Genomic DNA, 18956 nt, shown 5'->3' with positions numbered 1-18956 from the left:
CAAATCCGCCTGCACCTGCCGACATCCTGCCCCGACCAACGCATTCTGCGCATCGTCCTCAATCGCATTCCGCGGCTCGCGACATTCGATCGAGCCCACATAGCGCAGCAAGCAGATCACGCTGAAATGCCGAGTAGCGATCAAGAACTCTCAGGCCCAGCCAAGCAAGATCAAATGAGCGACGCAGTCATAGGAGGAGTAATCCTGCCAGTGCTGATCGGCATCTGGCGCGACAGATATGGACACACCGTACTTCCCTGCTCGCCGTCATCGCGTGATCATGCCACCCGACGAAGCACCGGCGCCCACAGCACCGGGCCGCCAATGCTACCGTTTCGCGGCACCACCTGAAGCATCGACGCTGAAACTTGGAGGTAGCCTCGCTCAAGCGGCCAGCCCGCACGACGAACGATGCGCTCCATGCGCAAGTCGGTGACGGTTACGACTTGGCCGAGCTGGGGCGAGAGGCCAAACTCGATCATGCCGGCGAACAGTTCGAAGGTGCGGTCGCAATGCCGCCCACTCCCTTCGGCGGGGACGAAGCAATGTCAGCGCGAAGCGGCTGCTTTCCCATATGTTCGGATGCTCAGGCGCCGTCTTCCCCTCCAACAGCACGGGAATGTCTCGCGAAGCATCGTCGAGCCGGTGGACGGCAAAAGGCACACGCAACCTTCTACCCGGTCCTCGAAACCGCGCAGCAACAGGTAGTGAGGCCTCAACGCGTCAAAGGAATCGATCTCGTAACGCCATTTCTTCGCACCTCCCAGTCAAGCCTCTCCTTGAAGACGCGGTAACGCAGGCGATGCATTGCATGCAGGTCGTCGGCAAAGTCCTCGTGCAGGTCTGGTACAATCAGTAGGATCATCAAAGGCCTCCTCGCAGGGGAAAATCTCCCCGGTATTGGAGGCGAAGCTTCACGCTTGCGCTGCCTGTGCAGTTGCACAGGCGAGAATGTTAGCGATGCGAGGATTTCGAACTGGCGAGATGCGCAACCAACTGGTTACTGGTCCTTACACCGAGCTTCCTGCCGGCGTTATCGAGATGAAACGCGGCCGTGCGCTGCGTGATCCCAAGGATGCAGCCGATCTCCCAGGCCGTCTTGCCACGTCCTACCCATTGCAGGCACTCGTATTCGCGCACCGTCAAATCTCCGGTTCGCGGATTTTCAAGGGAAGACCGACGGGCGAGAGAGCATTCTGCCTCGCTCGACGAGGTGCGTGAGCATCCCAGAGCCCGCCTCGACGCGCTGTGCCGCACAAGAGATCGCGCCCGTTCTCAATTGATCTTACGTCGAGTGCAGCTTGGCGCGATGTTCCTTCGGGAAGGTCATGTAGGGCCAGCACGTCGGGCTCGGCGTCGTTGTCTCCAGCTTCGGCACCTTCGGCCGGATCTGGTCGGCGACAGCGCGCCATTGTACGGACGCGGCCTCGGGTGTCGCTGAGGCGACGCGGCGCCCGCTCTTGCCGGCGGCCAGCACGTTCCTCATGAGGTGGACGCGGCAGCGCTGCCATGTCGCCGACAGGACCTTGGTGACGGTAGCCTTGAGGCCCTCGTGCGCGTCAGAGACGACGAGCTTGACGCCCCTGAGGCCGCGGCGGGTCAGCTTGCGCAAAAACTCCGTCCTCCGAGGTGCCGATCGCCATGCCCAGCACCTCGCGCCGGCCGTCCACGTTGACGCCGACGGCAATGATGACGGCGACCGAGACGATGCGCCCGCCGCGACGCATCTTCAGGTGGGTGGCGTCCACAGGTATGGCCAGTCGCGCCCGATGGGTCGTTCGAGGAAGGCCTTCACCTTGCCGCCGATCTCTTCGCACAGCCGGCTGACCTGGCTCTTCGAAATGCCGCCCAAGCCCTCGCCTTGACCAGGTCGTTGACCGAGCGTGTCGAGATGCCCTGGACGTGGGCCTCCTGGATGACGGCGGTAGAGAGCCTTCTCCCCCATACGCCGCGGCTCCAGAAAGCCCGGGAAGTAGCTCCCGTTGCGCAGCTTCGGTATGCGCAGCTCGACGGTGCCGGCCCGCGTCTCCCAGTCCCGCTCGCGGTAGCCGTTGTGCTGCGCCAGCCGCAGAGGGTTCTTCTCGCCATAGGCGGTGCCGGTGCCGGTGCCGGCCCCAACCTCCAACTTCCCTCAGTCGCTCGGCGGCAAAGCTGATCATCTCGCGCAAGAGATCGGATCCGGAGTCTTCTCCATGAGCGCGCGCAGGCTCATCATGTCGTCGATCATCGATGGTTCCTTCGAATCAGGTTGGTGTCAGCAATCCGACCTTACCGGCGAACTGTCGATGACCATCGCAAGCGGCTTACTCGCTACGGCGCCACTAGCGGCACGCTCGGGAGCGGCCTCAAAACACCGACCTACACCACCTGGGGGATGCGACCAGGACTGATTCACACGGGTCACCGCAGTCAGGATTGCCAAAGAACCAACCTCTCAGCCATCACCTCTTCAAGATCCCGCAGGCCCTGATAGGCTCATGCGAAAGCATGATCATTGACGGTCAAAACTGGCGTCCTTTCCGATATTTTTCGAGAGGGTCCGTGCCACATGGTCGATACCAAAAACTCGCAACAGATCCTTCAACTACATTTTACAAACCTTTGCGATTGCCGATCGCTGATGATGGTATCTTTCAGCGCTAAGTTTGAGGTCAGGCCCGGATAAACACCTGGATGCCGTTTGACGCTCAGACGCCGTGCAGCGCGAACATCGGAGTCATCAGCCAGTGTCAAGAAGAGCATTCATTCTGGTTGAAGGTCATAAACTTATGGGTCTGCAATACATCCAGGCGGCCCAACGTCTTGGTCTTCATCCAATTACCCTGTCGGCCGATCCAGGTCAGTACGAATATCTTGCAGCGGAAAGCATTGAGGCAATCAGTGTCGATACAGACAGCCTGGGATCGCTGATTCGCGAATGTTCCCGACTCAGCGCGACCTATGAGATTGCTGGCATTGCCGGGTTTTCGCGCGCCGACGAGTCGGCCTGTGTGACGGCTGGTAAGGTCTGCCGGCATTTCGATCTACCGGGACCGAACCCTGATTCGATTGAACGGTGCTGCGACAAGTACACTCAACGTCAGCTCCTCGCGGAGGCGGGCGTTCCCATCCCTGCTTTTCGTTTGGCTGCTAATGCAGGGGAGGTAGAGGATGCTGCCGCGGAGATCGGACTGCCGGTGATAGTTAAGCCAGCGGTGGGCAGCGGCAGCGTCGGCGTCCGATTGTGCCGCAACGTTGATGAGGTGGCCGAGCATACGACCTATCTATTGAGCGGGAGCCACATTTGGCCGTCTTCGCCGAGGATACTGGTAGAAGAATTTGCACAAGGCCCCCAATATACTGCTCATATAATGGGGAATGAGGTCATTGGGATTGAAGCCGCCGACTTGCATCCCCCACCGCATTTCGTTTTTCATCAGTTTACCTTTTCGGCCCCGCTGACTGATGACGAGCATAAGCGTATCGCCGATGTTTCGCTGAGCTGTCTTCGAGCTCTCGGTCTTGGCTGGGGACCAACCTGCATTGAATTCCGGTGGACGAAGCGTGGCCCAGTCGTCATTGAAGTCAATCCGCGTCTTGGTGGTACGCCCATTCCTCAGCTGGTTCAGCTGGCTTACGGTATCGATCTCATCACCGAGCACATCAAGCTTGCCATTGGTGAAGAATGGGATTTACGCAGAAAGCATTCGCACACCGCTGCCGCGCGGCTCCTGGTTCCTGATCGCAATGGCATCCTCGATTGGATCGGCGGCGACAGTCGGGCGGCTGCCGTACCAGGTGTAGCCGATGTCAAATTCTATGTTGAATCTAAGACGCCGATCGTCAGGAAAGGCGATTACCGTGACCATATCGGACATGTCATCGCCGCTTCACCCTGCCCTGCTAGAACTGAGGCGATCCTTCAGCGTGCTGCCGATTTAATCGATTGGTCGATCGCACCATTTCCGAACGTTGGCAAATAGCGGCAACCTGCGGGACCTGCCGGTTTCGCAGGAGCTGAATTGGGCGCATGGATACCAGTGCGCTGCGGATCAGGCGGCGAGAATGGCGGTCTCAGAGCAGGCCCGGGTTGTCAAGTGAAGTGAGGGTTCGACCCCTCTGGCATCCTCGCACAGCTGCAATGCTAACAACGCGATTGGTGGAACATGAGCGTGACGGTTCTGAAATTCGGCGGCTCTTCTTTTCTGCATCCCAAAGACTACGGTCGAGTTGCTGCGCACATAGCCGACCGAGTGGCGGCTGGCAAAAACAAAATCGTTGCCGTGGTGAGCGCGATGTCGGGCACCACTGGCAACCTGAAAGCAGTCATGCTCGACGTCAACAAGCAAGCATCACCATCGAACCTCGATGCGGCACTCGCAACCGGAGAGATGCTCAGTACCTGCCTCTTGGAGGCCGCCGTCAGCCGGTTGGGGATTCCCGTAATGTCCTTGAACGCTTATTCCCTCGGGATACGTACCAATTCAGACTTCGGTCGCGCGTCAATCGACAGCGTAGATCCTAAGCCAACTATTGCAGCGTTTCAGGAGCATGACGTTGTCATTGCTGCGGGCGCCCAGGCAATTGACCAATCCGGCAGGTTAACGATGCTCGGCAGAAACAGCTCTGACCTGACAGCAGTCGTAATCGCGTCCATGTTGGGGGAGCACGCTTGCGAAATCTACTCGGATGTTCCGGGCATCTATACAGCAGACCCCTATCTTGTCCCAGGAGCACAACTGATTCCGGAGATTGCCTATCGGACGATCCTACAGATGTCGCGACATGGCGCAAAGGTACTGCACCACAGGGCGGTGGACTACGCCGAAAAGCACGGGGTCACCATTGTTTGCAAATCGCTCACCAGCGACGGAGCCGTCGCGGGCACTTTTGTAACAGACCATGGAAATGCCTGTTCCGTGACAGTGGCTCGCGACGCCCCGGTGTTATCGTGCGCCAGCCTTCAAGAATGCGACAACCTTTGCGCGCTTCTTGCTCGACACGAGATCAACGCGATCCGCGTCGAGGACAGCCACGGCCTGGGCATATGCATTGTAAGCGACATCGATTTTGCCCTGCGGCTTGTCGCGCGCACGAACACTCCCTCCGTCCCCATTGGATCAAGGTCCGCCGTGACAGAGCTCGATTCTTCCGCGTTGCGTGTGCACTTGCACGGCGATTATGAACGCGCCATTTCCCTGGCGCGCCAAATCCACGAACGAATGTATCCTGCAGCGGCTAGCGAACCGTTTGGGTCGAGGATGGCTGGACAGCCCTCGGCCTATAGTTCGCTGCTCTTTGGCGCAAATAATACGCCGGGAAATCCGCGGTAATCGTTCGGCCATACGGCTCCATTCAACCATTCAACTCTGGATGCCTGTTCACCTTTCAACTGGTCCCCTCTAGCTGTGGAGCCTCAACAGGTTGTCCTCGGTTAAGGCGAGGCGACTGATGGGTGGTTTTGACTTTAAGCTGCCGTGGGGGCGATGCCAATTGTATCTGTGCAGCCAGACCGGCAGTTCGGCGGCGCGGTGGGTCGGACGGTCGGGTAGGCAATGGCGTAGGCCCACTCCCTGAGCGCGGTCTGGATGAAGCGCTCAGCCTTGCCGTTGGTCTTGGGTGTATAGGGCCTTGTCGTGACATGCTTGAGGCCGAGATCGCGGCAGGCCTTGGCGAAGGCCTTCGACTTGTAGCAGGAGCCGTTGTCGGTCATGACGCGGGCTATCGCAACGCCGAGGCTGGCGTAATAGGCGACCGCCGCCTTGAGGAAGGCGATGGCGCTTTCCTTTTTCTCGTCGGGCAGGATTTGCGAGAAGGCGATGCGGGAGGCGTCGTCGATGCAGACATGGACGAACTCCCAGCCGGCGCCGCGCGACTTGCCCTTTTGCGGATCGCTGCCGAGCTTCTTGATGTCGATATGGATCATCTCGCCGGGGTGCTCGCGCTCGTAGCGCGGACCGGTTCGGCCGGCTCGATATCACTCAGCCGCGACAGCCCGGCGCGCTTGAGAACCCGGCTGACGGTAGCGGGCGAGACGCCGACCTCCATGGCGATGTGACTGCCGGTCCAACGCCGCCGCCGCAGCGCCACGATACACTCGGCGATCGACGTGGCGGTGGCCTGTGGCATACGGGCAGGTCGCGAGGAACGATCGATCATGCCTTTGCTGCCCTCGGCCTTGTAGCGCTCGACCCAGCGCGCCACGATCTTGGCCGACACGCCGTGGACGCGCGCCGCATGGGCTTGGGAAGACGCCCCTCAATGACCGACAGCGCCATCTCCTCTCGACGCAGCGGCGTGAGACGGGCATTCTTGTGGATGTTCATTCGGACCCTCCGGTGAGTGCTGAAGCCTGGTAACTCCAGTCTCCTCGGTCCGGTCCGAATGGACAACCCTCTGAAAGCTCCCATCTAGCTACCTGGATTTCGGCGTGCGGAGGCTACGGTTCCGTCGTTGAGGTTATTAGCGGCGGCGGCGTTTTTTGCGCCGCTTAAGCGGTCATGCGACGTCATGGGCAAAGTTCGCCCCTCGCGCCAGATAATGTCGGGACCAGCTGGCTGGCGGGTGACTGCCGCCACACCGTTGTGCATGCAGCAGCGCGAACCATGCTCGCCGAAGATCACATAGATCAAGATGCGCGCCGGAGCAGGTATGGCCAATCGCCCTCGATGGGCCGCTCGAGGAAGGCCTTCACCTTGCCGTCGATCTCCTCGCACCGCCGCGGAGACCTGGCTCTTGGAGATGCCGCTAATCCCCATGGCCACGACCCGGTCGTCAACCGACCGGGTCGAGATGCCATGCACATAAACTTCCTGGATGGCGGCGGTAAGCGCCTTCTCGGCCATGCGGCGCGGTTCGAGGAAACCCGGGAGTAGCTTGCCTTCCTGAGCTTCGGGATTCGCAGCTCGACCGTGCCGGCCCGCGTCCCCCAGTCCCGGTCGCGGTAGCCGTTGCGCTGGCCGAGCCGCAGTGGGTTCTTCTCGCCATAGGCGGCGCCGGTCGCGGCGCCCACCTCCAGCTCCATCAGCCGCTCAGCGGAAAGCCGATCATTATCTCGCGCAGGAGATCGGCATCGGGGTCATCTCCACGGGCGCGCGCAGGTCCATAATGTCATCGGTGCTTCATTCGAATCAGCAACCCGCCCCTAACGGAAGAACATCGATGACCACCGCTGCGCCGCTCGCTCGCTATGGCGCTGTTGAGGGCCCGCTCGCGAGCGGCTTCGCTACCGTTCAGTTACACCACCTCGCGGGACACGATCATTGCTGTGCTGCAGGTCCGCAGGGCAGAATGGTCTCCACGAGACTAACCCACCACCCAATGCCGTAAGGCAATGCTTCATCATTGAAATCAAATTTCGGATGATGAAAATCCGAGCTCGGTCCATTGCCAAGGAAGATATAAGCTCCCGGCCGCTGCTCAAGCATATAGGAGAAGTCCTCGGCGCCGACTTCCACCCGAACGGCATCGTTCACCGACACGTCTCCGACGAGATCGCGTGCTGCCGCGACTGCTAGCTTGGTTTGCTCCGCGTAGTTGAAGGTTGCCGGCACTGAGCGCATGTATTTGAATTCAATTGTCGCGCCAAACCCTTGGGCTATTCCAGTCGCGATGGCAGGAATCTGCTTTTCAGCGAAGTCTTGCAGGCTTGCTCCCAAGGCTCTGACAGTGCCCGAAATCACGACATGATCGGGAATAACATTATAAGCGTCAGCAGCGCTCAGCTTGGTCACGGACAAAGTTAGTGTTTCTCGAGGATCAGTCTGCCGAGAAATCAACGATTGGAGACCGAGTATGATATGTGCCGCTATCGCAACCGGATCAACAGTAAGATGGGGGTCTGCTGGATGCCCTCCTTTTCCCTTTACAATTATGTCAAAATCATCCTGTGAACCCATGGCAGCGCCGGTACGAATACCAAACCCACCAAGCTTAACCCCGGGATGAATGTGCATTCCATAGACTTCGGATATGCCGAACCGATCCATGATACCTTCTTGGACCATTTTCAAAGCGCCCGAAGGCAATTCCACCTCTTCCGCCGGCTGGAAAATAAGCGCGACGGTTCCTTTGAAGTTACGTGTAGAAGCTAGATATTTCGCAGCGCCCAGCAGCATAGCCGTATGGCCGTCATGACCGCATGCGTGCATAATTCCAGGGTTCTTCGACGACCACGGCGCATTGGTTTCTTCAATGATGGGCAGCGCATCCATATCCGCCCTCAAACCAATAGTAGGTCCTTCTCCCCCTTGGCCTTGAATGAGCGCCACGATGCCGGTTTCAGCGATGCCCGTCTCGATGTGATTGATGCCGAATGAAGCCAGTTTTTCGGCCACAAACCTTGCAGTGTTCTCCAACCGGTAGTCCAGCTCCGGATTTTCGTGGAGATACCGACGCCACTCAGTCACTTCGTTCTGCAACCCTCGGAAGGTTTCAATGCTGGTCATGCTCTGTTTGCCTTTCAAATCAATTCTGCCAGACGGACAGGAAGCCGTCTCGAGCGTGGTTTTACAATCCGACTTTGTTCGCTCTGTCGACGAGAGCTATTTGTCGTTGTTGGTAAGAACGGCACATCCGCCTGGCTCAGCGCCACACTTTTGACGCCGGCGGTGCGAAGCTGGTTAGGCCGATACTGTAAAGACATCTATCCCAGACGACAGCTACCGGCGCCCCGGGCTCGCGCGTCGGCGGAACCACCGGCGAGCGACCCCCATCGCTACGACCACGAGCGCGACTGCAATGTAGAGCAATTCGGTGGTACCGTCGCCCCCATCTGGAGCTACGCCGAAAATCTGCTCAATAAAATCCATGTATTTCTCCTTCCTGAGATGAATAAGATATCGGCATTTCGTCAGCGTCCTACGCCCTACCGAACCCTATGGGCTCGACGCCGGCACTCCTGAGGGCGATGTTGAGCGCCGCGGCCCTATCGTCCATAAGCACGCCAAACTTTTGGATCTCCTGTTCGACCTTCGACATGATCTCGTCGGCAACCTGGCGGGCTGGGAGTGTCGGCGCCTCGTCGGCGACAGCCACCACGCTGATGAGATCGACCAGCTTATCCTTTAAGCCAGGCGGGTTACGCTCTTGGTCGCGCGGCGTCTCCTGCTTGATGTCGATCAGTGCTCCTTCGATTGCTTCAAGCTGTTCGGCCAATGCTTGTGCACGCTCCCCAAGTGGCGTGCTATCACCGAGCCGCTTCTGCACATCCGTAATCAGTCGCTTAACTAGCCGAATGTGATTGAGGGTCTGGTTGAGTGCCGAAAGCGTGCTGAACAGCTCTTGCAAGAGCGCGGATTGCTCGGTGAACTCCTTCTCAGTCGTAGTTATGCGGGGATCCTTGACGACGGAGAAGCTCACCGTTTGATCCGCGCCGCCAGTTTGAAGCTGGACTTTGTAGCTACCTGGAACGACAGCAGGGCCGCTTGGGTCCTCGGTGTCGGGCGCGAGAGGCTTGTACTTTCGGGTCTCCAGCGACCGGTCCAGCTTGGCTGGTCCCACGTATCTGAGATCCCACACGAAGCGGTTGAGCCCAGCCTTAGTGGGTGGCTTAGCGTGAAGCGGCAAGTCTTTATTATCGCTCGAGAAGTTCGCGATGACGCTTCCAGCCGCGTCCTGGAAAGTAAGTTGGATCGGGTGTTCCGCTTCGCTGGTCAACCAGTAGTAGACAATCGCCCCATCCGGCGGATTCTCACCGCAGTCGAGGTAGCGGCGACCGATCTGTCCGCACTCCAACTCCACGACCTCTGTCGCGGCGCCGATTCCCCAAGTCTGATACCCTATCCCAGCCTTCGAGATGCCGACCTTGGAAAAACCCTGCCCAGCGACCCACGCGAGCTTGGTCCGAACTGTTGCGCGTGGGTTGATCAACTTCACATCTTTCTGATCTGAGTCCAGTTCACGCAGCGGCGTCATGTCATCGAGAATCCAGAAGGACCGGCCATGGGTGCCGGCAATAAGATCGCTTCCCTTTATCTTGAGATCGTAGATCGGGACCACGGGCAAGCCGCCGACCATGCGCGACCAATGGGCACCGTCATCCAGGCTGAAGAAAACTCCGGTTTCAGTGCCGACGAAAAGCAATCCTGGACGCACCGGATCGGCGCGCAACACACGGGTGATTTCGTCAGCCGGGAAGTCGCCGTTGATCGATTGCCAGCTCTTGCCCCCGTCCTTGGTGCGGAACAGATAGGGCCGGTAATCGGAAAGTTTGTATCGCGTCGCGGCGACATAAACGGTTTCTGCTTCGTGCGGGGAGATTTCGAGGCACCCAACATAGGCGAGTGCGGGCATGCCCTCGGGTGTGACGTTGCTCCATTGAACTCCCTCGTCCCTTGTCACTTGAACCAGACCGTCATCCGTGGACGCCCAGATCTCGCCCTTGCGGTGTCGAGACTCCACGAGCGAGGCGCATGTCGCATGCACCTCCACGCCGGAGTTGTCGCGGGTCAAGGCACCCCCCGAATAGTCCTGTCGAGCCGGGTCGTTGAGGCTCAGATCGGGCGAGATCACCGTCCAACTCGATCCTTCGTTGACGCTTCGGAAGACGCGATTGCCGCCAGCGTAAATCGTCTTCAGATCGTGGGGTGAGAAAGAGATCGGAAAAGTCCAGCCAAAGCGGTAGCGCATGTCCTTTGGCGCCATACTGACCGTGTATTCCGGCCAGACGTTGACTACGCGAATCTGACGGGTGCGATGGTCGTAACGTTGCAGAGATGATGTGCTGCCGGGACTTGAGCCGACCGCGCCGCAATACACGATATCGGGATCTTTGGGGTCGACCGCGATGAATCCACTCTCGCCGGTGCCAGGATAGGTGCAGTCGCTCAATGGAATGAGACCCCACTCCGAAGCGCTTGGAACCGAGATCGCGGTATTGTCCTGCTGGGTCCCGTAGACGCGGTACGGGTATTGGTCATCGACGTCAATGCGATAGAACTGCGCCGTCGCTTGGTTGTAGATCGACGACCAGGTCTTACCACCATTAAAGGTTACGCAGGCGCCGCCATCATTGCCCTGAATCATCCGCTTGGGATCAGCCGGGTCGATCCAGAGAGCGTGGTTGTCGTCGTGGGGGGTCGTCACTTCTGTGAAGCTCAACCCACCGTCAGTCGACTTCCACATTTGTAAATTGTTAACATAAACCGTTTCGGCGTGGCCAGGGTCGGCGAAAACATGGGTGTAGTAGAAAGGCCGATGCATCAGATCGCGGTTCTGCGAGACCTGGATCCAATTGTCACCATAATCATCCGTGCGATAAAGCCCAATCTTGTCGCCTTCTGCCTCAATGAGCGCGTAGACTCTCCCGGATTGCGCTTCGGAGACTGAAACACCGAGCTTCCCGAGCAGACCATTTGGCAGTCCGTTCCGTTCGGACAACTCCTCCCAGCTATCGCCCCCGTCAAGCGTCCGGAACAGTCCGCTTCCAGGCCCGCCGCTGTTCAGGCTCCAGAAGTTCCGCCGAGTCTGCCAGGTCGTGGCAAAAAGGATGCGCGGATTGTTGGGATCCATTGAGATGTCGACTGCGCCGGCGTCGGGACCGCGATAAAGGATTTTCTGCCAATTCTTACCTCCGTCCTTGGAGCGAAATAAGCCGCGTTCTTCGTTCGGCCCAAACGCATCCCCAAGCGCCGCGACAAAGACAAGGTCGGGATCCTGTGGATGAATGCAAATCTTGCCGATATGCCTGGTCTCTTTCAGACCGAGATGGGTCCAACTGCGACCTGCATCACTCGACCTGTAAACGCCGTCGCCGTAAGAGACGTCGCCCCGGATCGTTGTTTCGCCCATGCCGGCATAGATGACGTTGGAGTCGGAGCGGGCAACCTCCAACGCACCGACACTTGCGCTCGCGAAGTAACCGTCGGATATGCAGCGCCAATAAACGCCACCGTCGATCGTCTTCCACACCCCGCCTGCGCAGGCGCCAAAATAGAACACCATTGCGTCATTTGCGTCGCCAGCGACCGCCACAACGCGACCGCCTCTGGTCGGACCGATGCAGCGCCACCTGAGAGCCGCCAAGTCCCTCGGATCGCTCACACCCATCTCCGTCGGCATCTCAGCATCCCCGATCTTTATCTTATTGCAATCAGCGCTGGAACGCGTTGAGGCGATTGGGGCATTGGCATCGCCGAAACCGTTTCGCTTCCTGGGCTTGCACGTCAGACGCGAGTCCTTCAGTTGTCATGCAACAGCCATTGCTAAATTTGCCGGTCGTACCACGGTCCTCCTGGCAACTGAGCGCGTGCTCAGGCAACGACAGCGCTCGAGCCAATCATTCCCAATGTTGAATGCAACCGAATCGTGACCGTCGTTGGGGAAGATGTTACATGGGAGTGCCAGTTTGGCGCCAATTAACAGGGATCGCTGAAACAAATGCGCCAGAAAGCTCTTCGGAGTGAAACGTGTTAGCCCTTCTGACGAACTTGGTCCGTCCAACTTCGATCGCCGCAACGGGCGCTTGGTGCCGGCAAGAAGACGGGCATGAGAAACGGCAGGCAGGCTGAAGCCTGTGGTGTCCCCGCCAGAGAACGGCAGCAACGAAAGATTCTGGACGAATCTGCCACGTCTCTGAAATGGGCGCATCGCCGCGAAATGAAAGGATTAGGTCGCGTGCCCTTGGCATTGTTGCTATAAACAATCCAAATGGCTATTGCAAATGGCTGTGTCTGAATAGCAGGACCGTGATAGACGATCTCGATCGACGGATTCTCGGCACACTCCAGAAGAACAACCGCTTGTCGTTTGCGGAGATCGCGGATCTTGTTGGTTCCTCGGCAGCTTCGTGCATGCGCCGGGTCAATCGGTTGCGGGCCGATGGCATTCATAATTGCCGATATCTCCCTGGTGGATCCAAGGGCGCTCGGCAAATCTCTCACCGTCGTTGTCACAGTAGAGCTCGACCGTGAGCGACTGGATTTGGTCGACGATTTCAAGCGAGCCATGCGCGCGGCACGGGAGGTGACACAGTGCTATATGGTAACGGGCGATGCGGACTTCGTACTTGTCGTGGCGGTTGAGGAGGTGGAGGCTTTCGACGTTTTCGTCAAGACAAAGCTCTACACGAACCAAAACGTACGCAAATTCAAAAGCATGATTACCTTTGGACCGCGTGAAATTCGAGCCTTGCTTTTGATATAGCCATTGTTCGGTTGATCCGTTTCCATCACTTCCTGCTGGTTTTTGAAGCGCGCGTTGCGCGCGTCTGACAACTTTGATCACATCCCACGCGAGCAGTCTGCGATCAAATCCATGCAGCTAAACTGATGTGGCTGTCAGGATCTAAGGGGCGCCGACCTGCACGCCACTGCGCGCGGCCGGGGTAGGGTCGAGGGCCTCACAATTATTTGAGCCAACGAACTTGCCAAGCTTGCGAGCGCTTGCGGCGAGGGCTCCGAGGCTGACTAGGTGGTTAATCCTTGGTCTTGCGGGGCATGGAGGAAAAGATGACACTCGTCCCGACCGAATCCGTAAGGCTCTACCTACCGTCGAGCAGCATCACCGGGATCGTCGATCCTATCCCTCGGAGTGGCTTTCCTGGACGGGCAGTACTTGCCGATGTCGGAAGCCAAGATCTCCGTCCTGGATTGGGGTTTCTGCACTCGGACGCCACCTATGATACGGTTCACGTGTGGGATGGCCGATTCTTCAGGCTCAATCTCCACCTCGATCGGTTCTTCCGAGGTATGCGGCGTCTACGTACGAAGCTCCCTTACAGCTGCGGAGAGATCGAGGGCATTCTTGCCAACTGCGTAGCTCTGTCCGGCCACAAGTGCGCTTATGTTGAGATGATCTGCACGCGCGGTGCGTCCCGACCTTCAGCCGCGACCCGCGCGAGGCGGAAAACCGTTTCATTGCCTTCGCGGTGCCCTTCGGGTCGGTGGCCAACAAGGAACAGTTGGAGCGTGGCCTTCACATCGCGGTCAGCGACACGGTGCGTATCACTCCAAAATCCATTGACCCTTCCATCAAGAACTACCATTGGCTCGATCTGGTGAAGGGCCTGTTTGATGCCTGTGACCGCGGTGCGGAGCTGGCCCTCATCGTCGATACCAACGATAACATTGCCGAAGGCCCAGGTTTCAACGTCTTCACCGTCAAGGATGGCCGACTTCGCACGCCGGCCTACGGTGTCCTCCCCGGCATCACGCGCCAGACGGAATCGACCTTTGCGACGAGCTCGCCCTCCCCGTTAGTGTCGGTGATGTCGCGCGTCGGGAACTCAAGGCGGCAGACGAGGTCTTTATCACCTCTACTGCTGGCGGGATCATGCCCGTGACCAAGATCGACGATCCGCAGTGGGGGATAGTAAAGTCGGCGCAATCACCAGGCAATTGATGGATCTCTATTGGAAGAAGCACGCCGATCCAACCTGGTCCACCCCTGTGACGTATGGCTGATCCCGTCCGTCGTTGGCCTGTGCTTTCCCGCCTTTCGGGAACGTTCGCTCGGGTGAGCAGGCCTCATGTATCACTTCGGCATCGCGCCCCATTCGTCGGGCGATCGCGGTCATGGACAGGCCCTGACGGTGTAGATCCAATATCACCGGAAGTTCTCCGGGTTGGACCACCAGCGCCGTTCCCGTCCCGCAAAGACCGGAACGGTATCGACCCCGGAGCGAAAGCCGCCAGCCCCGGGCCGCGTCCCGGAACCGGCGGCAGCAGCGCCAAATAGTGAACTTTCGATGCCCACAATCGGGCAATACTCACCGCCTGATGATACCATGACGAACGGCAGTGAACTTCTGTGACGACTGCAAGGCGGAGTATCGCGGGCGATCACCCGGACAAACTGCTTCGATCACTTCAGCGCCGGCCGAAGGTCTGGCGCAGCGAGCAGGCAGACGCGTTGCTGTTTGGCTCCTTGAACAAGGAGCCGCCGTTCCAGGAGATCACCAGGCCACACTGAAGCGCAGTGGCGCTCGCGAAGGAGGCCGGAGCAAAATAGACGAGGCAACGCTCGAATCTCTGGGAGCACCGTTACGTGCGGCAATACGCGCTCTCACGTTGATTGCCGCGGCGCACGCGCAAGCTTAACACGGGACTGTCCGCGATTTTCTGTGTCTCAGTCTGGGGGTGCACTCGACAACTACCGGACCTTTTTCCGTCCTGTCGATGCCTTTGGGTCAGCAACCTTGGCATGAAGCTTCTCTGTATTCACGAGCGGATTTGCATGCCGTCAAAGAGAAGGCTGACCATGCGACATATATGACAGATGCTGCGGCTCTCTACCGGCGGGACAAGCGTAAGCGAGATTGCGGTGGTGCTCGAGATCGCCCGAAATACGGTGCATGGTAACCTGGATCGGGCAAAGGCTGCTGGATTGATCTGGCCGCACCAGGAGAACTGACGGACGATGCTCTGGAGCATCGGCTTTTCGGCCGTGCTGGCGTCAAGTAGGGCCGACGTGAAGAGCCGAGCTGGGCTGAACTCTCCGTCGAGCTCAAGCCCGGCGTGACGCTGCTGATCTTCTGGGAGGAATATCGCAGCGTCCCATCGCGGCGGTGGTTATGGCTGTTCCGTTTCTGTGAGCTGTTCCGCGGCTTCGAGCAGCGCCTTTCGCCGACGATGCGGCAGTAGTATGCTGCCGGCGACAAGGTCTTGGTGGACTATTCCGGCAAGGAGGTGCCGATCGTCGATCGCGAGACCCGCAAAGTCCTCGAGGCGGAATCGTTCCTCGGCGCTCTCGTCGCTTCAAGGGACACATTCGCCGAGGCGACCTGGACCGAGACATTGCCGGACTGGATCGGTTCGCATGGGCGGATGTTCGCCTTCTTCGACGGCTGCCCCGCCCGATAGTGCCGGACAGTCTGAAGCCCGGCGTCAGCCGAGCAAGCTTATACGATCCCGAGATCAACCGCAGCTGGGGGAGAATGGCGCCTCACTATGGCGTCGGGGTCCTGCTGGCTCGTGGCCAAGGTCGAGAACGGCGTGCGTTTCGCCCAAGCTGCATTCTGCGGCGCCTGCGCAAAAACAGACATTCTTCTCGCTCGCTGAGGCCAATGCCGCGATCGCCGAGGTGCTGGAGCGCATCAACAATCATGTCATGCGCCGGCTGGGCGTCAGCCGCGGACATCTCTTCGAGGCAGTCGACCGAGCGGCGCTCGCAAGCCTGCCCGCCCAGGATTAGGAGTTCGCCGAATGGCGCTTTGCGCGGGTCTCGACGGATTATCATGTCGAGTTCCAAAAGCTTCTTCTTTTCCGTGCCGCACGGCCTCATCCGCCTACAGGTCTATATCCGGGCGACAGCACGGATGATCGAGATCTTCCGTCGCGGCGAACGCATCGCTGTGCATCAGCGCCGATATGGCGGCAAGCGCTATGGAACGGACCCGCACACATGCCGAGCTCGCACCACCGCTATACCGAATGGACGTCGGATCGCTCCCGGCAGTGGGGCGCATCGATCGGTCCGCAGACCGAAGGGCTCATCAACTCCATCCTCGCCAGCCGGCCGCATCCTGAGCAGGGCTTCAGAACATGTCTGGGTATCCTGCGACTTTATCGCGACATCGGCTGCGAGCGCGCCGAGACCGTTTCGCGCGCGGGATCGTGATCGGCGGCCTGACCTGCAAGACGATCGCCTCGCTCATCTCCACGGAAAAGCGCGCAGGGCATTCCAACGAACCCGCCGACGTTATGGAGCACGCCAATCGGCGCGGCCCCGGTTACTTTCATTGAGGAGACAACGAACGATGCAGATCAATCCCACTATCGATGTGCTGCGCGAGCTCGGCCTGACAGGCATGGCTAGCGCCTATGAGGAACTGGAGAGGCAAACGGAAACCAGAAGCCTCGACGCCGTACCTTGCCATACGCCGATGAACATGTAGTTTTCGGGCCATCCGGCGAGCTGGATGCCGACCCGGCGATGGCGACCTTCGCGCGCATCGACATGAGCGATCTGCCCCGTGTCGAACGCCCTGTCGCGGAGGAACGATCTCCGCCGCGACGCTCGGCGCCGGCGCGATGAACCGACGCTCGACGAGCAACGCGATGAACCTGCCCGCTCGCTCGCATACTTTTTCGACACGCCGTCCCATCGCCGACCCCAGCGCACTGACAATGATGACGGGCGAAGCGACCGACCGTGTCGTTGCCGACGTCGCCCAGATGCAGACCTGCGTCGAGAACCCAGGCTGCGAAGTGCCGGGCGGAATCCGTATAGCCCCCGATCGTCAGCCGGCCATAGCCCAGGGCTTCGAGGCTGGCCCTAAACTCTGCAATCAATGGAGCCAGGAGCCGGCATCCATTAGGCCTGGCTTCGGTGACTTCCTCTTCGTGTTGACCATATTGTTTCTCCTTGAGATACATTGCGCGTCTCAGGGAAGACCTAATTATGTTGACTTAAAAGGCCGTTGGACTGACAGCAACGTGTTGATACCATGCGATTATACTCTTTCGCGCCGGCCAAGACTCCGCATAATCCCGCGCTCCGCATATTGCGGAGGTCGACCGGCTCGTCGCCAGCATGACCTTGACCGCACCCGTCGGCCCGATCACGACGTTGCCTTCAGCGCGCCGGATCACCGCCGCCACCGTCTGGCGTCGGCGCCAGGGCCGACGCGCATAGCGACGCCGTCGATCTCCAACTCGATCACGCCTGCATCCCGGGCCGTCTTTCGCTTCCGCTGCTTCGGCGGACGCTCTGCAGCCGGCTCCGACATCGGCGCTGCGACCACCGCGGGAACAAACAGCGGCTCCGGTGCTAGCGCTTCCGCCAAAGGGAGACGAGCGGCTCGACGCCAGGCGAACAACTGCTGCGGGGATAGTGCATATCGCCGGGCCACCGCGCTCACGGTCTCGCCGGCATCGTAGCTTCCGCCACGATCCGCGCCTTGTCCTCCGGCAACCATTCTCGCCGCCGACCGGAACCCGTGAACACCTCGAAACGCCGCGCGGGCTCAGGATCGCTGGATTTAAGCGTAAACTCTGAAATCGTCATGTGTCGTAGCCTTCAAAGGCCCCGAACATCGTTCCTCTCGATCATCCGCGAAAGGTGCCGACGGAACAGCGCTGATGTCCGCTGTCAAGGTTTGGAACGCAGGAGATCACCCGGTCCGAGGACAGGCTGATCATTCTGATGGTCGCGCATGGATGGAGGCGGAACTGAAGGACGTCGGTGATCAAGCTCTGATGCGCGGGTTTGGCTACCGCATTCCCGATTGTGCGTCCGGGGCTGTTCCTATCTTACTGCGGGCGTCGGTCGATTTGCCGGCCACAAAGCGTCTGACGGGCATTCCCCTGCCGGGCCCCGCCTCCGCCCATGCGCGAGATGAAAGCCATCGCAGCGGTCTACGACCTGATCGCCTGCGCCTCCCTTGCAACGGCCCACATGAAGCCGGCCAGTTCACGGGCGATCGCCGTGCGGACCACCGTTGTCCGTTTGCCCCGTCCACTCAACATTCGATAGCGGGCAGTCAGCCGGGTCTGGGCCTTCCAGGCGATCTCCGCACCTTCGGTGGTGCCTGCTCCAGACGGTACAGCTTCGTCTTGCCGAGTTTGGGCGGATGCCGGTAGGTCCATGCGCTCTCGACCAGCATATGGCGAACGCGGCCGTTGCCAGCTTTGGTGATGCCGCCCCGTTTGACTGTCTCGCCGGTCGATCGCTCTCCAGGGAGGCCGAGATACCCCATGAGCTGGCGCGGGCTCTCGAACCGCTGCACGTCGCCAATCTCGGTGGCGAAGGTCACCGCAACAATCAGGTCTACGCCCCTCAGGGTCTGGAGCGCCCGCACGATCGGCGCCAGCGACCAGGCCGGAACGAACTCCTCAATCACGCCCTCAAGCCGATCGACCCGCTCTTTCGAGACGCGCACCGCTTCGACCATTTCCTGAAGCGTGATCTGATGCGCCGGGTGATCGAACGGTTGCTCCTGGAGCCAGCGCAGATAGCGCATCGTCCAGCCCTTCTTGCGGGATAGATACGCCCGTGCTTGAGCATAAAGGCGCTCACATGCTGCCGATGGACGCGAA

At 59.5% G+C, this 18956-nt stretch carries 14 protein-coding genes and 8 pseudogenes; 12 read left to right on the top strand and 10 right to left on the bottom strand.

The features are described 5' to 3' along the window. Positions 1-351 (top strand): hypothetical protein (locus NKG95_RS33090; RefSeq protein ID WP_353043749.1); only part of this gene is annotated, 351 nt, incomplete at its 5' end. On the opposite strand, the pseudogene NKG95_RS33085 reads toward NKG95_RS33090, so the two are convergent. The 3 pseudogenes from NKG95_RS33085 to NKG95_RS33075 all read right to left on the bottom strand — a co-directional run bounded on the left by NKG95_RS33085 (position 279) and on the right by NKG95_RS33075 (position 2125). Continuing rightward, a pseudogene (locus NKG95_RS33085) lies at positions 279-701 on the bottom strand (acyl-homoserine-lactone synthase). The gene NKG95_RS33090 and the pseudogene NKG95_RS33085 sit on opposite strands and share 73 nt — an antisense overlap. Before the next feature lie 253 nt (positions 702-954). After that, positions 955-1146 (bottom strand): annotated as a pseudogene (locus NKG95_RS33080) (helix-turn-helix domain-containing protein); the annotation flags it as partial. 139 nt (positions 1147-1285) lie between these two features. Next, positions 1286-2125 (bottom strand): annotated as a pseudogene (locus NKG95_RS33075) (transposase). 601 nt (positions 2126-2726) lie between these two features. Here NKG95_RS33075 and NKG95_RS33070 point away from each other — a divergent pair. Next, complete coding sequence (locus NKG95_RS33070; protein ID WP_353043748.1) at positions 2727-3962, top strand: ATP-grasp domain-containing protein; 1236 nt, start codon at positions 2727-2729, stop codon at positions 3960-3962. Positions 3963-4145: 183 nt separating this feature from the next. Beyond that, complete coding sequence (locus NKG95_RS33065; protein ID WP_353043747.1) at positions 4146-5312, top strand: amino acid kinase family protein; 1167 nt, start codon at positions 4146-4148, stop codon at positions 5310-5312. 69 nt (positions 5313-5381) lie between these two features. Here NKG95_RS33065 and NKG95_RS33060 read toward each other — a convergent pair. From NKG95_RS33060 to NKG95_RS33040, 4 genes and pseudogenes are all read right to left on the bottom strand, one after another. Continuing rightward, a pseudogene (locus tag NKG95_RS33060) lies at positions 5382-6305 on the bottom strand (IS481 family transposase). An 84-nt stretch (positions 6306-6389) separates the two neighbouring features. Further along, positions 6390-7003, bottom strand: a pseudogene (locus NKG95_RS34400) (transposase). A 235-nt stretch (positions 7004-7238) separates the two neighbouring features. Next, complete coding sequence (locus NKG95_RS33045; RefSeq protein WP_353043746.1) at positions 7239-8426, bottom strand: M20 aminoacylase family protein; 1188 nt, start codon at positions 8424-8426, stop codon at positions 7239-7241. A 412-nt stretch (positions 8427-8838) separates the two neighbouring features. Then, on the bottom strand, positions 8839-11952 hold the full coding sequence (locus NKG95_RS33040; RefSeq protein ID WP_353043745.1) for a WD40/YVTN/BNR-like repeat-containing protein: 3114 nt from the start codon (positions 11950-11952) through the stop codon (positions 8839-8841). Between the two features lie 605 nt (positions 11953-12557). Here NKG95_RS33040 and NKG95_RS33035 point away from each other — a divergent pair. The 4 genes from NKG95_RS33035 (at position 12558) to NKG95_RS33020 (ending at position 14260) form a co-directional block, all read left to right on the top strand. Beyond that, on the top strand, positions 12558-12890 hold the full coding sequence (locus NKG95_RS33035; protein ID WP_353043744.1) for an Lrp/AsnC family transcriptional regulator: 333 nt from the start codon (positions 12558-12560) through the stop codon (positions 12888-12890). Beyond that, positions 12799-13122, top strand: coding sequence for an Lrp/AsnC family transcriptional regulator (locus tag NKG95_RS33030; protein WP_353043743.1), 324 nt, complete (start codon positions 12799-12801; stop codon positions 13120-13122). Before NKG95_RS33035 ends, NKG95_RS33030 begins: the two co-directional genes overlap by 92 nt. A gap of 293 nt (positions 13123-13415) precedes the next feature. Continuing rightward, positions 13416-13979, top strand: coding sequence for an aminotransferase class IV (locus tag NKG95_RS33025; RefSeq protein ID WP_353043742.1), 564 nt, complete (start codon positions 13416-13418; stop codon positions 13977-13979). Next, complete coding sequence (locus NKG95_RS33020) at positions 13862-14260, top strand: aminotransferase class IV (protein ID WP_353043741.1); 399 nt, start codon at positions 13862-13864, stop codon at positions 14258-14260. The genes NKG95_RS33025 and NKG95_RS33020 overlap by 118 nt, the downstream gene beginning before the upstream one ends. Positions 14261-14443: 183 nt before the next feature. On the opposite strand, the pseudogene NKG95_RS33015 reads toward NKG95_RS33020, so the two are convergent. Then, positions 14444-14551: pseudogene (locus NKG95_RS33015) on the bottom strand (helix-turn-helix domain-containing protein); the annotation flags it as partial. Positions 14552-15434: 883 nt separating this feature from the next. On the opposite strand from NKG95_RS33015, the gene NKG95_RS33005 reads away from it, so the two are divergent. From NKG95_RS33005 to NKG95_RS32990, 5 genes and pseudogenes are all read left to right on the top strand, one after another. Continuing rightward, a complete protein-coding gene (locus tag NKG95_RS33005) occupies positions 15435-15560 on the top strand; it encodes a hypothetical protein (RefSeq protein WP_353043740.1) in 126 nt (41 codons plus the stop codon). Positions 15561-15581: 21 nt separating this feature from the next. Continuing rightward, on the top strand, positions 15582-15779 hold the full coding sequence (locus NKG95_RS33000) for a hypothetical protein (protein ID WP_353043739.1): 198 nt from the start codon (positions 15582-15584) through the stop codon (positions 15777-15779). Positions 15780-15853: 74 nt separating this feature from the next. Next, a pseudogene (locus NKG95_RS34395) lies at positions 15854-16243 on the top strand (hypothetical protein); the annotation flags it as partial. 77 nt (positions 16244-16320) lie between these two features. Continuing rightward, complete coding sequence (locus NKG95_RS32995) at positions 16321-16536, top strand: hypothetical protein (protein WP_353043738.1); 216 nt, start codon at positions 16321-16323, stop codon at positions 16534-16536. A 139-nt stretch (positions 16537-16675) separates the two neighbouring features. Beyond that, complete coding sequence (locus tag NKG95_RS32990; protein WP_353043737.1) at positions 16676-16813, top strand: hypothetical protein; 138 nt, start codon at positions 16676-16678, stop codon at positions 16811-16813. Between the two features lie 693 nt (positions 16814-17506). Here NKG95_RS32990 and NKG95_RS32985 read toward each other — a convergent pair. Together NKG95_RS32985 and NKG95_RS32980 are read right to left on the bottom strand one after the other, a co-directional pair. Further along, positions 17507-17836, bottom strand: a complete 330-nt coding sequence (locus NKG95_RS32985) for a transposase (protein WP_353043736.1) — start codon at positions 17834-17836, stop codon at positions 17507-17509. Positions 17837-18275: 439 nt separating this feature from the next. Further along, positions 18276-18956 (bottom strand): annotated as a pseudogene (locus tag NKG95_RS32980) (transposase); the annotation flags it as partial.

Source organism: Mesorhizobium sp. M1423 (assembly GCF_040317575.1).
Taxonomy (GTDB): Bacteria; Pseudomonadota; Alphaproteobacteria; order Rhizobiales; family Rhizobiaceae; genus Mesorhizobium.
This window is presented reverse-complemented; position numbering and strand designations above follow the sequence as displayed.

Coding starts and splice junctions, on each gene's coding strand:
- NKG95_RS32990 (WP_353043737.1), top strand. CDS start 16,676: ATGCAGATCAATCCCACTATCGATGTGCTGCGCGAGCTCGGCCTGACA.
- NKG95_RS33030 (WP_353043743.1), top strand. CDS start 12,799: ATGGCATTCATAATTGCCGATATCTCCCTGGTGGATCCAAGGGCGCTC.
- NKG95_RS32985 (WP_353043736.1), bottom strand. CDS start 17,836: ATGGTTGCCGGAGGACAAGGCGCGGATCGTGGCGGAAGCTACGATGCC.
- NKG95_RS33045 (WP_353043746.1), bottom strand. CDS start 8,426: ATGACCAGCATTGAAACCTTCCGAGGGTTGCAGAACGAAGTGACTGAG.
- NKG95_RS33035 (WP_353043744.1), top strand. CDS start 12,558: ATGGGCGCATCGCCGCGAAATGAAAGGATTAGGTCGCGTGCCCTTGGC.
- NKG95_RS33065 (WP_353043747.1), top strand. CDS start 4,146: ATGAGCGTGACGGTTCTGAAATTCGGCGGCTCTTCTTTTCTGCATCCC.
- NKG95_RS32995 (WP_353043738.1), top strand. CDS start 16,321: ATGCCGAGCTCGCACCACCGCTATACCGAATGGACGTCGGATCGCTCC.
- NKG95_RS33025 (WP_353043742.1), top strand. CDS start 13,416: ATGGAGGAAAAGATGACACTCGTCCCGACCGAATCCGTAAGGCTCTAC.